Here is a 13408-nt window from a genome sequence, read left to right as displayed (position 1 = left end):
CGAGCCCCTCGGCGCCTGACGCAGCAGCGTACGGCCGCCCCGGGGCTCACCCCTCGCGGCGGTGCTTGCCCTTCGACGCCGTCGGGTCCGCCATCGGGTGGTTCCGGAACCAGCGGAGGAGCTCGCGCGGCCGGCTCGTGTCCGCGCTCTGGTCCCCCGCCGCGAGGAACCCGCTGAACCCCTCGGGCACGTCGCCCCCGTCGGACTCGCGGTCGTACGCCATCGACCACTCCGGGAAGCGCCGCGTGTGGATCGACTCCTCGACGAGCAGCCGGACCTCTTCGTGACGGGGGTCCTCGACGATCCGGGCGTAGGTCGCGAGCACGGCGTCGTACGGGCCCTCGAGCAGCTGCATGAAGCGGCCGGCCCGGTGCACGAGCATGCCGGTGAGGCCGTCGGCGCCGTTCCGCTCGCGCGCGTGCTCGAGCACCGCCGCCAGGGCGTCCTCGTCGAACGGCTCGGACGCCGAGCTCATGTAGACCAGTGAATGCAGCATGCGACTCCCTCCGGACGGACCGTCATCGATCCTGCCGGGGATGGACGCGGCCCGACGCCCCCAGAACGGGTCGATGCGGTCAGCAGCAGAACGCCTACTGCCGCACCTCACGCATGTTCTGCGCCTGCCACCCCTCCGGGATCGACTCGCGGAACGCCCGCAGCGCGTCCGCGTAGTCCTTGCCCGTCGCCTCGTGCGGCTTCGTGTCCCGTGCCCGCGCGACCGCGCGCACGGTGCTCTCCCCGGTCGCCTTGCTCGTCACCGCGTTGATCTGCTGCAGCTCGAAGCCGTCCAGGTCGAGCGCCGCGATCGCGGCCTGCCGAGCCGATTCGATGTCGTCCCCACTGCCCTCGGCTTCTCGGGTGGCCGTGGATCGCAGTTCGCCTCGCATGGTCGTCACCGTCCCAGTATGGCTCCGGCCGCGAGCCGCCGCGGTCGGTGGCACCTGGCAGACTCGACGCGTGCCAGCCGCCCCGATGATCGACGCCGTCGACGTCATCCGTTTCGTCGGGCCGCAGGCGTTCGGCCGGGCACGCGACCTCGTCCGCGCCGGCCTGGTCGACGACGCCGACTGGCACGACGACGACGGCACGGTCACCGCGTCGGTCTCCGGCTCGGCCGACGACCCGTACGACGTCCGCGTCGAGACCACCCCGGCACGCGGCGAGTTCGTCCGCCCCGTCCGCAGCACGTGCAGCTGCCCCCTCGGCGGCGAGTGCAAGCACGTCGCCGCCGCGCTCCTCACCGTCAACGCCCGAGCCCTCGCCGCCGCGGCCGGCCCACGTTCCGAAGCGCCGGCTCCGCCGCCTTCTGACTGGAGGCACGACCTCGCCCGCCTCGCCGGTGACGACGAGCAGGTCGTCACCCCGCAGGGCACGCCGATGGGTCTGCAGTTCGAGTTGCGTGACGCCGTGTCGGCCCGGCTCGCGTCCCGCGCGCGGGCGGCCGGTCGGGCGCTGCCCACGGCCTCGCGGTCGGTGCGGCTCGGCGTCCGCCCGGTGACCCGCAGCGACGCCGGCAACTGGGTGCGCGGGCAGCTGACGTGGGGCACGCTCCCGTACTCGATGAACCGGTTCGGCCTCTCCCCCGAACAGCACGGCTGGTTCCTGCAGTTCGCCGCGCTCCACCGTGCGGGGCAGCTCGCCGGGTTGCCGGGCGAGGCCGACTGGATCCACCTCGACGACTTCGGTAGCCCGCTGCTCTGGCCGCTGCTCGCGCAGGCGCACGGGTTGGGGATCGCGTTCGTCACCGGCAAGCGCGAGGGCGGTGCGGCGCTCGGGACCGAGGCCCGGGTGCTCCTCGACGTCTCGCGGAACACCGATTCAGCGCGGCACGACGACGGCCTGGTCCTCGGCGCGAGCGCGGTGCTCGACGGCCGGCCCGTGGTCGACGGCGCCGCCCGGATGATCGGCGACCACGGGCTCTACGTGTTCCGCGAGAGCCCCGAGTTCCACGTCGTGTTCGCCCCGACGCCCGGCCCCGTGCCGGAGGACCAGCGCCGCATGCTGGTCGAGGGCGCACGCATCACGGTGCCCGCGGCCGAGGTCGACGAGTTCCTGGCCGACTGGTCGCCGAAGCTCCGCGGTGCCCTCGGGCTCGTCAGCTCCGACGGTTCGATCGCGCTCCCCGAACGCACGCCGCCCGAGCTCGTGCTCACGGCGACCTTCGAGCCCGCACGAGCACCCCGGACCGACGACCGTGTGCACCTGCAGTGGCGCTGGCACGTCGACGGCCGGAAGGACCCGGTCGCGCTGCACGGCCCACTGCCGGACCTGAGCGGTCTGCGCGCGGCGGACGACGCGGTGGAGCCGACCACGTCGGCGACGGCGGCCGACGACGCCGTGGAGCCGACCACGTCGGCGACGGCGGCCGACGACGCGGGCCGAGTCGCGCCTCCAGGCCCTGGCACTGGCCCCGCCACCGGCACTGGCCCCGGGGGCGGACTGGACTGGTTCGTGGACGGCACCGTCGACGGCGCCGACGTCGCGGTGTTCGCGACCGAGCTGCTGCCGGCGCTCCCCGCGCTCGGCGTCCGCACCGTGGTGCAGGGCGAGCGCGTCGACTACGAGCGGCTGACCGGACGGCCGCACATCACGGTCACGACGATGCCGTCCGAGAAGCACGACTGGTTCGACCTCGGCATCTTCGTGACCGTGAACGGCAAGCAGGTGCCGTTCACGCCGCTGCTGCGGGCGCTCGCGAAGCGCGACCGGCGGATGAAGCTGATCGACAACTCGTACCTGTCGCTCGGGGACCCCGCGTTCGACCGGCTGAAGGAGCTCATCGACGAGGCGCGCGACCTCGACGAGTGGGAGCCCGACCAGCCGATGACGGTCACGCCGCTGCAGGCCGGGCTCTGGTCGGAGTTCGACCAGCTCGCCGACGAGACCTCGCACGACGAGCGGTGGCAGACGATCGCGTCCGGGCTGCTCGGGGCGACCCCGCCGGAGTCGGTCCCCGTGCCGGCGACGGTGCACGCGGAGCTCCGGCCGTACCAGCACGCCGGGTACGCGTGGCTGTCGTTCCTGCTGTCGCACGGCATCGGCGGGGTGCTCGCCGACGACATGGGGCTCGGCAAGACGCTGCAGGTGCTCGCGATGGTCGCCGCTGCCCGGCAGACATCACCGGACGGGCCGCCGTTCCTCGTGGTCGCGCCGACCTCCGTCGTCGGCAACTGGGCGGCCGAGGCGGCGAAGTTCACCCCCTCGCTCCGGGTCACCACGGTGACGGCGACCTCGCTGAAGGACCTGGCTCGGGTGGCGCGGGCGGCGGCCGCGTCGGACGTGGTCGTCACCTCGTACGCGCTGCTCCGGCTCGACGCCACCGCCTACACCGACCTGCCGTGGTCCGCGCTCGTGCTCGACGAGGCCCAGTTCGTGAAGAACCCGCAGTCGCAGACGCACCGGGCCGCCGTCGAAATCCGTGCGCCGGTGAAGTTCGCGATCACGGGGACGCCGCTCGAGAACGGGCTGACCGACCTCTGGGCGCTGTTCCACGTCGTCGCGCCCGGGCTGCTGTCGTCGTGGTCGCGGTTCGGCGACGACTACGTGAAGCCGCTGGCCTCCCCCGACCTCCGCGGGGTCGCGCGCCAGGAACTCACCGAGCGGCTGCGGCGGCGGATCCGGCCGCTCATGCTCCGACGGACGAAGGAGAGCGTCGCCGCCGACCTGCCACCGAAGCAGGAGCAGGTCGTCCGGGTGACGCTCGACCCCGAGCACCGGGCCCTGTACGAGCGGACGCTGAACCGGGAGCGTCTCAAGGTGCTCGACCTCATCGACGACCTGGCCCGGAACCGGATGATCGTGTTCCGGTCGCTGACGCTGCTGCGGATGCTGGCGTTGTCCCCGGCGCTGGTCGACGGGTCTCGTGATGATCTCTCCTCGGCGAAATTGGAACTGCTGCTCGACGAACTCGAGCAGCTCGCCGCCGAGGGCCGCCGCGCCCTGGTGTTCAGCCAGTTCACGTCGTTCCTCCGCATGGTCGCCACCGCGCTCGACGACCGCGGCATCGGGTACGAGTACCTCGACGGCTCCACCCGGCGTCGGCCCGAGGTCATCGACCGCTTCCGGACCGGCACCGCGCCGGCGTTCCTCATCTCGCTCAAGGCCGGCGGGTTCGGGCTGACCCTGACCGAGGCCGACACCGTGTTCGTGCTCGACCCGTGGTGGAACCCCGCGGCCGAGAACCAGGCGGTCGACCGCACGCACCGCATCGGGCAGACGCGGTCCGTGAACGTGCAGCGGTTCATCGCGGAGGACACCATCGAGGAGAAGGTCCTCGCGCTCGCGGCGAAGAAGGCCGAGCTGTTCGCCACGATGATCGACGACGACGCGCTGTTCGCCGACGACCTGACGGCCGACGACATCCGTTCGCTGCTGGAGTGAGCGCGGTTCGTGGCGCGGCGCGCTCGCTCGTGGCGCGTGGTTCGCGGTGCGTGGTTCGCGGTGCCTCCGCACAACCAAAGTCACACCGAACCGCGGCGATGCACGGCTCGGCGTGACTTCGGTTGTGCGCCGTGTCAGCACGTCGCACGGTGCGAAGGGGGGGTCAGTGCCCGAGGGCGTCGATCCGTGCGACCTCGTCGGCGCTCAACTCGATGCGGGCGCCCGCGGCGTTCGAGGCGATGCGCTCCGGGTTCGACGACTTCGGGATGACGACGAACTCGTGCGCCACGTGCCACGCGACGATGACCTGGGCAGCGTCGGCGTCGTGCGCCCCGGCGATCTCCACGAGCGTCGGGTCCTGCAGGTTGCTCGCCTTGAAGGGGCTGTAGCCCTCGAGGACGACCCCGCGCTCGGCCAGCCCGTCGGCGATCGCACGGTCGTACTCGACCGGGCTCCACTTGATCTGGTTCACGGCCGGGGTCGCGCCGGTCGCGGAGACGAGCTCGTCGATCTGCGCGAGCGAGTAGTTGCTGACGCCGACCGCGCGGGTGAGCCCGTCGGCCTGCGCCTGGACGACCTGCTCCCAGACGTCCGGGCGGGCCTCACCGTTCGGCGGCCAGTGCACGAGCCAGAGGTCGAGGTGGTCGAGCCCGAGCTGCTCGAGGCTCTCCTCGATGGTCTCGCGCACCCGGTCGGCAGCGTCCGGCGGCAGCTTGGTCGTCACGAAGACGTCGTCGCGGGCGAGGCCGGACGAGGCGATCGCCTTCCCCACCCCGCGCTGGTTGCTGTACCCCGTGGCGGTGTCGATGTGGCGGTAGCCGGCCTCCAACGCCGAGCCCACCGCGGCGGGGGCTTCGGCGTCGGGGATCTGCCAGGTGCCGAAGCCCAGGAGCGGCATCGACCCACCGGTGACGGACACGGACGGATTCGCGTAATCGGTCATGGTCCGTGTCTACGCCGGGCGATGTCGGTCCTTCACGGGAAGATCGATCCCGGTCCCACCGGACCCGCACCACCGCACGACGGCACCGCCGCACCACTGCACCACTGCACCACTGCACCACCAGGAGCCCCACCCCGCATGACGTCCAGCCGACGCCGCACCCGCACCAGCCTCACGTCCGTCATCGTCGTCCTCGCTCTCGCGGTCGGCGCCTACGCACTCCACACCACCGGGCTGCTCGCTCCCGACGCCGAAGCCGCTCCCGCGGCGACCACGACCGCGGCGACCGCCGCCGCAGCGTCGGACGCGCCCACCATCACGACGGAACCCGGCGCGACGGAGCCGAGCCGCGCCTCCAGTCCGACCGTGACCGGCACCGCGACGGACAGGACCAGCAGCGGAACCAGCAGCGCGGCAGCCGCGGCGATCGCCCGCACCCAGCTCGCTGCGCTGCCCGTCAAGGGCAAGGCGCCCGCGACCGGCTACGACCGCGAGGGCGACTTCGGCACCGCCTGGCTCGACGTCGACCGGAACGGCTGCGACACGCGGAACGACGTGCTGGCGCGCGACCTCACGGCGATCAGCCGCCGGGGTCCGTGCACGGTGCTGACGGGGACCCTGGTGTCGCCGTACACCGGCGCCACGGTGGACTTCGTGCGCGGCAACCGGACGTCGACCCTCGTGCAGATCGACCACGTCGTCGCGCTCGAGAACGCGTGGCGGACCGGCGCGCAGCAGCTCACCCAGACCGAGCGTGAGGCCCTGGCGAACGACCCCGAGAACCTCTTCGCGGTCGACGGCCACTCGAATGCGCAGAAGCGCTCGGGCGACGCCGCGACCTGGCTGCCGGCGGACAAGTCCTTCCGCTGCACCTACGTCGAGCACCAGGTCGCCGTGAAGGCGAAGTACCGCCTGTGGGTCGCCCCGGCGGAGCATGACGCGATCGCCCGCATCCTCGACGGCTGCTGAGTGGGCAGGCGGGCGGGCGTCCTACTCCGACGACCCCGACCGACGACGCGCCGCAGGCCCCGGGGTCGCACGCCGCGGCGTCGACCCCGGGGTCGCACGCCGCGGCGTCGACCGGCGCTGGGCCGCTCGCCCCTCGTGCGCGAACCAGATCATCGACGCGACGAGGACCAGCAGCGCGAGCCGCGCAGCCCAGAGCAACGCCGGGCTCGGAGCATCGGCCAGCGGCAACCCGAGCAGCACGCCCACCGCAGTGAGGACCCGTCCGGTCCGACCCACGTACCCGTGCTCCGCGCTCGGGACGGCGAGGACGGTCACGACGGCGAACAGCACGATCGACAGGAACACCGCCCCGCCCGACGCGGCGACCCGACTGCTCCCCTTCGCGCCGATGAGCGCACCGACGAGCGCCACGATCGGCAGCACCACGAGCGCGCCCACCAGCCACGCGAGGCAGAGTGCGATCGCGGACAGGAACCCGAACAGCAGCGACAGGAACCACCCGCTCGGGTCGTCGTCGCGGACCGCCACGACCACGCCGAAGGGGAAGGCGAGGACGACGAGCACGAGGTCGAGCAGGAGGAGGTCCAGGAACGATCGGCGGATCTGTCGGGACGTCCGCTCCTCCGCGGCTCGACGGTTGCGCGTCACCATGTCGTTCAGCGGGTTGTAGCGGACACTGACGACGAGGCCGGCCGCAGCCATCGCCGCGACGACACCGGTGATGCCGGCGTTCCAGTCCGGAGCGCCTCCCAGCGTCAGCGACGCGATCTCCCCCACCGCGCCGAGCGTGATCGCCACGCCGATGACGAGCAGCACCGCGTGCCGTCGCGTCCCGTCCCACACGATCTCCCGCGTCCCCACGGCACCGGACTCTACCGGGATCGCACCGAAGGTAAGACGACAGGTGTAGTCTAAGTACATCGATGCAAACGCATCGGCCGGACTCGCTGCCCAGCGCCGCACCACGAGCGCAGCGCGGACCCCGAGCCCTTCACCGTCGAAGACCTCAGGAGGTCACCACCATGACCGGAACCAGCACGAACTCCACCCGCTTCACCGACCGCATCGTCCTCATCACCGGTGGCGGCTCCGGCCTCGGCCGTGCCACCGCCGTCCGCCTGGCAGCCGAGGGCGCCGCGCTCTCCCTCGTCGACGTCTCCGCCGACGGACTCGAGGCCTCGAAGGCCGCCGTGCTCGAGGCCGCGCCCGACGCGCAGGTCCTCACCACCGTCGCCGACGTCTCGGACGAGGCGCAGGTCGAGGCGTACGTCGCCGCCACCACCGAGCGCTTCGGCCGCATCGACGGCTTCTTCAACAATGCCGGCATCGAGGGCAAGCAGAACCCCACCGAGTCCTTCACCGCCGCCGAGTTCGATCGCGTGGTCTCCATCAACCTGCGTGGCGTGTTCCTCGGCCTCGAGAAGGTGCTCAAGGTCATGCGCGAGCAGGGCTCCGGCATGGTCGTGAACACCGCGAGCGTCGGCGGCATCCGCGGCATCGGCAACCAGTCCGGCTACGCGGCGGCCAAGCACGGCGTCGTCGGCCTCACCCGCAACTCCGCCGTCGAGTACGGCCAGTACGGCATCCGCATCAACGCCATCGCGCCCGGAGCGATCTGGACGCCGATGGTCGAGAACTCGATGAAGCAGCTCGACGCGGAGAACCCGCGGAAGGCCGCCGAGGAGTTCATCCAGGTCAACCCCACCAAGCGCTACGGCGAGGCCCCCGAGATCGCCGCGGTGGTCGCCTTCCTGCTGTCCGACGACGCCTCGTACGTCAACGCGACCGTGGTGCCGATCGACGGCGGGCAGTCCGCCGCGTACTGAGCCACGCAGCCCGGCGCGCGCCGACCTCGGTGTGCGCTGGGCATCGGCCTGGAGGCACGGCGCACCCCCGCCACGCATGGCAGGCTGCGAGCATGGCTGAGCAACTCACGGTCCCGCAGGCGTTCGCGCTGCTCCAGGTCGAGTCCGACGGACGGAAGTCCACGGACGTCCAGACGCTCGACGCCGGGCTGGCCGGTGCCGTCCTCGCCGACCTCGCCCTCCGCGGCGTCGTCTCGCTGCAGGACGGACTCGTCACCGTCGTGAACGGTGCCGCGACCGGCGACCCGGTGCTCGACGGCGTCGTCGGCACCATCGCGGCGACCGACAAGCCCCGCAAGGCGAAGTGGTGGATCACCCGACTCGCCAAGCGCCCGCTCCGCGACGACGTCTTCGCCGGGCTGATCGCGCGGGGCGTCATCACGCTCGAACAGGGGAAGGCGCTCGGCATCTTCCCCACGACGAAGTACCCGGAGCGAGACGGTGGGCCCGAGACCCTGCTGCGCTCGACGATCGCCGACGTCCTGGCACAGCGGTCGGCCCCGACGCCGTTCGCCGCAGCGGTGATCGGACTCCTCGATGCCACGAACACCCTCCGCAAGCAGTTCGGCAAGGTCGACCGCGCGCTCGTCAAGGAGATCACCTCGGGCAGTTGGGCGACCCCGGCGGTGAGGGCCGTCCTCGAGGAGATCCAGATGGCCGCGATCATGGCCAGCGTCGCAGCGACGACCGCGGCGACGACGGCGACGATCGCCTCGAGCTGAGGCTCAGGCGCCGAGCGCTGTGATGGCTGTCGCCCACCAGTAGCCGAGGAGGGCACCCGCGGGGACGGCGAGCACCGCCACCACCCGCGCCTTCCGGAGCAGGGCCCGACGCGCTGCGGCATCCCGCCGGTCCCGCTCGAGACGCTCGAACCGCTGGACGTGCCGGAGCGTGTCGTTGATGACGACAGCGTCGACGTGCCAGGTGCCGCGTTCCTCGGCGAGCATCGAGAGGAAACGCACTGCTTCATCGGAGTGCGCGCGCGGCAGCCCGGTGACCCACTGCCCGATCTCCCGAGGCTGCAGCGCCACGACCGCCGGTACCTTGTCACCGAACCGGAGCTTCGCCGCGGCCACCACGAGTATCGGCTGCACCAGGATCGGGCCGCCGGCCGCCGCCGAGAGCAGACGGGTTGCTCGCTCACCCTCTGCGAGAGCGCTGTGCATGTGCCGGGTCCGCTGCCCGTTCACCATGAGCGTGCGCCCGCCGGCCCAGACGTCGTGCCCCGAGTGGTTCTTCGTGTTGATCGAGAACACCCCGGTGGGCCCGATGACCACGTGGTCGATGTCGGTCTCGTTCTTTCCGACAGGAACGGCATGGAGCACGGTGAAGTCCGGACCGAGCGACTCGAGGGCGGTCGCCACCTCCCGCTCGCCGATCGCGCCCTTGAACCACGACCGTGCATCCGGGTGGAGCGGGTCGTGACCCCAGAACCGTTGCCACTTGGTTCGTGCCGGAGTGCCGGACTGGATCGACAGACACTCCTGCATGACCGCGTAGCCGGGCTTCCGAGCGCGCAGCGTGAGCGGAGCGGTCCCTCGTGCTTCCCCCATACGTCCACCGTCCCACGGCGACAGGTGTCGGACGAGCCCTCGTTCAGGCGTCACGGTTCGGCACCGCTCGGGGGACGGGACAGTTCCGTTTCGCGTTTGACCGTTCCGGTTCGCGATCGACGGGGTTCGTGAACCAGGACGATCAATCGCCGGAACGAGAACGGGCCCGCCCCGGCGACGACCGGCTCAGGTGCGCGGCTCGACGAGCTCGATGAAGCGGGAGAGCAGGGACAGCCCGGAGATCGACGGCGGCAGCCCCGTGGTGAGCGCAGGCGAGTACACGAGGTACGCCGCCCACTTCGCCCGGGACAGCGCCACGTTCAGGCGGTTCGGCATGAGCAGGAAGTCGAGCCCGCGCGGGATGTCGGCAGCGCTCGACGCCGCCAGCGACACGATCGACACGACGGCTTCGCGCCCCTGGAACATGTCGACGGTGCCGACCTGGGTCCCCCGGAGTCCGGCGCGGTCCAGTGCGTCGCGGATCACGGCACCTTGGGCGTTGTACGGCGCGACGACGATGACGTCCTCGTCGGTCAGGGTCCGGATGTCGTCGCCGTCCACCCATCGCCGTCCGACCACGTCCTGTGCGAGTGCCACGACGCGAGCGGCTTCCTCCACCGAGGACGTCGTGTTGCCCGCGTGCACGACCGGCACCGGGTGCACACCCGCGTCGACGTTGTCGAGGTGCCGGCCGGAGACCATCGAGGCGAGCTGCCCGTCGTAGGACAGCGCCGAGACCGAAGCTGTCAGTGCCGGTTCCATGCGCCGGGTGCGGGCGAGGAAGTAGCCGAACTCGGACGGCAACACGTGCGCCCCGTCGGTGAGCCATCCGAGCGCTGACTGGTCGACGGGTTCGGGGTGGGATCCCTGCGACACCTGGGGCAGCTGCTGCGGATCGCCGAGCAGGAGCAGGCGGGTCGCGGCGACCGAGGAGGCGATCGTCGGCGCGAGCGAGAACTGTCCGGCCTCGTCGACGACGAGCAGGTCGAGGGAACCGCGGGCGATCGTGGCCTCGTTCGCGAAGGTCCACGCGGTGCCGCCCACGACGCCGCCGGCGCCCGAGGCCTCGCACGACGACAGGAACGCGGCGATCGCGGCGCCGTTCTTCACGGGTGTCCAGTCGGCCGCCTCGAGGTCATCCTCGGTCGCGTCCTTCTTCGGGACTTTCACAACACGATCGGCGGGGACGCCTGCGCGGACCACCGAATCGAGGAAGTTCTCCGAGGTCGCGTGCGACTGCCCGACGACACCGACGCGCCAGCCGTACTCGCGGACCAGCCGCGCGACGACGTTCGACCCCACGTAGGTCTTGCCGGTGCCGGGAGGGCCCTGGATCGCCAGGTACGACCGGTCGAGCCCGAGCAGCGTCGCGACCACGGCGGACACGGTGTCGTCGCCCTGCACGGGAACGATCGGCCCGCGCGGCGGAACGCGGCGGAGCAGGTCGAACGCCGGGTCGGGCAGCATCGACGGCAGCGCGTCGAGCACCGTCTGCCCCCACTCGGCGATCGCCTCGGGCTGGGGCTTCGCTCGGGGCGGCGCTGCCGGCGCGAGGGCGACCGGGAGGTCTCCGTGCGGCGACCCTCCGACGGGCAGACCCTCCTTCACCCGGACCTCGACGGCATCGCCGTCGTCGCTGACGTCCACGATGACCGCGCGGGACGACGCGCCCTTCGAACCGGGGCCCGGAGAGACGACCGATGGCGGGAGCGGGTCGTCGTAGAGGAGGTGGGGCGTGCCTCCAGGCCGGAGCCGCGAACCGGGCGCGAGCGTCCCCGACAACCGGATCTCACGCGACTGCGACCGGGCACGCGGCAGCGTGTCCCAGTCGCGCTCGACGGACGCGCGCTCGACGACAAGGACGTCGCGGGTGTCCGCCCACTCGTCCACGGGGTTCCGGAGACGGTCGAAGTGGTCCTGCCAGAACGTCTTCGCCTCGCGCCGGTGGTAGTCGATCGCGGCCGCGGCGAGCGCCAGGGCGGTCTGGTCGGGGGTGCGGTCGAGGGCGTCGACGTCCTCGAGTTCGGCGGCGAGCGCGAGGTACACCGGGTTCGGCTCACGGTCGACGGGGATCGACGGGAGGAGCTCGTCCTCGTCCCGTGGGTCCGCCGGCGAATCCGCGCGCAGGGACAGGAGCCAGTCGCGGAGCCGAAGCGTCGAGCGGCAGTCGTAGGCGTTGTAGTCGGCGACCTCGTCGAGCATGTGCTGCCCGCGGATCGCGTCACCCGTGCGGATCTCGGTGATCGCGTCGACGTAGGCGGTGATGCTGTCGGCGGCGTTCGTGACGTCGCTGAGCCGCAGGTCCTCGCCCATGTACAGCGGCTCGAGCTTCTTGATCGAGTAGCTGCGGCTGCCGACCACGAGCGCTTTCCGCACCACCGGGTACAGGTCGACGAGGACGCCCGCGCGCAGGAGGTCGTCGACGGCCTCTTCGCCGACGCCGTGCCGGGCCGCGAGGGACAGCAGATGCGTCCGCTCGTACGCCGCGTAGTGGTAGATGTGCATGCCCGGGTACTGCTCGCGCCGCCGCTGCACCCAGGCGAGGAAGTCGATCAGCGCCTGCCGTTCGTCGCGCAACGTGTGTGCCCAGAACGCCGTGAACTCGGCCTGGTCGTCCACCAGCCCGAACAGGTAGTCGATGCCCCAGTGCACGCCGTCCTCGGTGTACAGCGGGTCGCCCTCGAAGTCGAAGAACACGTCCCCCGGGTCCGGCGCGGGGATCGCGTCGAGGGCACGCGGGTCCAAGACCTCGAACAGCGGCTTGCGTCCGCCACCGTGCTGGCCGTCGACCTGAAGGCGCGCCTGACGGACCAGCCGCTCTCGCGTCGAGTTCGACATGCCTGGCACGGCCGTGGTCCGGTCCGCCAGGTCGTCGATCGTCCGCACTCCCCGCCGGATCAGCTTCGTCCGCTGGTCGAGGCGCATGCCCGCGACAAGGACCAGATCGCGGTGCTGCTCGACCTGCGTGCTGCACACGTCGCACCGGCCGCACGACGAGTACCGCGGGTCGCCCCACTGCAGTGGTTCGTCCGCCGCCAGCCGCTCGGCGATCACACGCTTGAGCTCTGCCCGCTGCGTCCGGTACACCGGGGCGATGTCGGCCAGGTCGTGCGTGGTGGTGGTCCGGTCGCCGAGCACGAGGTGGACCTGCTCGCCGGTGGGGATGCCGTGCGCCTGCATCTGCTCGGCGTAGGCGGCGAGCTGCAGGAGGGCGCTGATCTTGGCGTGCCGGGCGAGCTTGGTGTCGTAGACCTCGTACTCGCCGCGGCCGTTGCGGATGATGAAGTCCGCGAAGCCGATGAAGCCCGCGTCGTCCGCGGTCGGAGGTGCGTGGAAGGTCGGCTGGTACAGGACGTCGGCGCCGTTGCGCATGGCTGCTAGGGCCGCCGCTGCCGCCGCGGGGTACTCGGGCGGGGCCGGGCGCTCGAACTCCACGACGTCCCGCGTCTCCTTGAGGATGGCGAGGTAGTCGAGCTCGTGCTGGTCCCCCAGCCGGGCGGTGCGCTCGAGCATGTCGTCGTGCGTCTCGGGCAGGGCTTCGCCGCGGCCGAGCTTGGCGTCCATCCGCCGCAGGAACGCCCACTCGCACGAGGCCCACGTGGACAGGTCGCTCGGGCTGAGCAGGACGTGCCCGCAGGTGCCGATCTGCATGAGGAGACGCTAACAGCGAGGTCCGACAACATCACTGAAACGCTTGC

General features: G+C 71.7%; 10 protein-coding genes. 4 read left to right on the top strand and 6 right to left on the bottom strand.

Annotated features, from left to right (window positions below; translation table 11 throughout):
- Positions 1-46 precede the first annotated feature (46 nt).
- Together EDF64_RS12100 and EDF64_RS12095 are read right to left on the bottom strand one after the other, a co-directional pair.
- Positions 47-496: a BLUF domain-containing protein gene (locus EDF64_RS12100; RefSeq protein ID WP_133520247.1), complete on the bottom strand. Its 450-nt coding sequence runs from the start codon at positions 494-496 to the stop codon at positions 47-49.
- 94 nt (positions 497-590) lie between these two features.
- Entirely contained in the window at positions 591-896 is a 306-nt protein-coding gene (locus EDF64_RS12095) for a hypothetical protein (protein WP_166645715.1), read from the bottom strand.
- A 61-nt stretch (positions 897-957) separates the two neighbouring features.
- Between EDF64_RS12095 and EDF64_RS12090 the strand changes: the two genes are divergently transcribed.
- A complete protein-coding gene (locus tag EDF64_RS12090) occupies positions 958-4380 on the top strand; it encodes a DEAD/DEAH box helicase (protein WP_166645714.1) in 3423 nt (1140 codons plus the stop codon).
- A gap of 163 nt (positions 4381-4543) precedes the next feature.
- Here the strand turns inward: EDF64_RS12090 and EDF64_RS12085 are convergent, their stop codons facing one another.
- Complete coding sequence (locus EDF64_RS12085) at positions 4544-5323, bottom strand: aldo/keto reductase (protein WP_133520244.1); 780 nt, start codon at positions 5321-5323, stop codon at positions 4544-4546.
- A 138-nt stretch (positions 5324-5461) separates the two neighbouring features.
- On the opposite strand from EDF64_RS12085, the gene EDF64_RS12080 reads away from it, so the two are divergent.
- Positions 5462-6292, top strand: coding sequence for an HNH endonuclease family protein (locus EDF64_RS12080; RefSeq protein ID WP_133520243.1), 831 nt, complete (start codon positions 5462-5464; stop codon positions 6290-6292).
- Between the two features lie 21 nt (positions 6293-6313).
- Here the strand turns inward: EDF64_RS12080 and EDF64_RS12075 are convergent, their stop codons facing one another.
- Entirely contained in the window at positions 6314-7153 is an 840-nt protein-coding gene (locus tag EDF64_RS12075; RefSeq protein ID WP_133520242.1) for a hypothetical protein, read from the bottom strand.
- A gap of 161 nt (positions 7154-7314) precedes the next feature.
- Here EDF64_RS12075 and EDF64_RS12070 point away from each other — a divergent pair, with 161 nt between their 5' ends.
- Positions 7315-8118, top strand: coding sequence for an SDR family oxidoreductase (locus EDF64_RS12070; protein WP_133520241.1), 804 nt, complete (start codon positions 7315-7317; stop codon positions 8116-8118).
- Positions 8119-8210: 92 nt separating this feature from the next.
- Positions 8211-8879, top strand: coding sequence for a GOLPH3/VPS74 family protein (locus EDF64_RS12065; RefSeq protein ID WP_133520240.1), 669 nt, complete (start codon positions 8211-8213; stop codon positions 8877-8879).
- Between the two features lie 3 nt (positions 8880-8882).
- Here EDF64_RS12065 and EDF64_RS12060 read toward each other — a convergent pair whose 3' ends face one another.
- Complete coding sequence (locus EDF64_RS12060) at positions 8883-9710, bottom strand: nuclease-related domain-containing protein (protein ID WP_133520239.1); 828 nt, start codon at positions 9708-9710, stop codon at positions 8883-8885.
- A gap of 186 nt (positions 9711-9896) precedes the next feature.
- Positions 9897-13361, bottom strand: coding sequence for a TM0106 family RecB-like putative nuclease (locus tag EDF64_RS12055; protein WP_133520238.1), 3465 nt, complete (start codon positions 13359-13361; stop codon positions 9897-9899).
- Positions 13362-13408: the final 47 nt, after the last annotated feature.

The sequence above is a fragment of the Curtobacterium flaccumfaciens genome (assembly GCF_004361695.1).
GTDB classification, from domain to species: Bacteria; Actinomycetota; Actinomycetes; order Actinomycetales; family Microbacteriaceae; genus Curtobacterium; species Curtobacterium flaccumfaciens_B.
This window is presented reverse-complemented; position numbering and strand designations above follow the sequence as displayed.

What these genes read in the sequence shown, in the direction of transcription:
- EDF64_RS12100 (WP_133520247.1), bottom strand. Translation starts at nt 496, where the DNA reads ATGCTGCATTCACTGGTCTACATGAGCTCGGCGTCCGAGCCGTTCGAC.
- EDF64_RS12085 (WP_133520244.1), bottom strand. Translation starts at nt 5,323, where the DNA reads ATGACCGATTACGCGAATCCGTCCGTGTCCGTCACCGGTGGGTCGATG.
- EDF64_RS12080 (WP_133520243.1), top strand. Translation starts at nt 5,462, where the DNA reads ATGACGTCCAGCCGACGCCGCACCCGCACCAGCCTCACGTCCGTCATC.
- EDF64_RS12070 (WP_133520241.1), top strand. Translation starts at nt 7,315, where the DNA reads ATGACCGGAACCAGCACGAACTCCACCCGCTTCACCGACCGCATCGTC.
- EDF64_RS12065 (WP_133520240.1), top strand. Translation starts at nt 8,211, where the DNA reads ATGGCTGAGCAACTCACGGTCCCGCAGGCGTTCGCGCTGCTCCAGGTC.
- EDF64_RS12060 (WP_133520239.1), bottom strand. Translation starts at nt 9,710, where the DNA reads ATGGGGGAAGCACGAGGGACCGCTCCGCTCACGCTGCGCGCTCGGAAG.
- EDF64_RS12055 (WP_133520238.1), bottom strand. Translation starts at nt 13,361, where the DNA reads ATGCAGATCGGCACCTGCGGGCACGTCCTGCTCAGCCCGAGCGACCTG.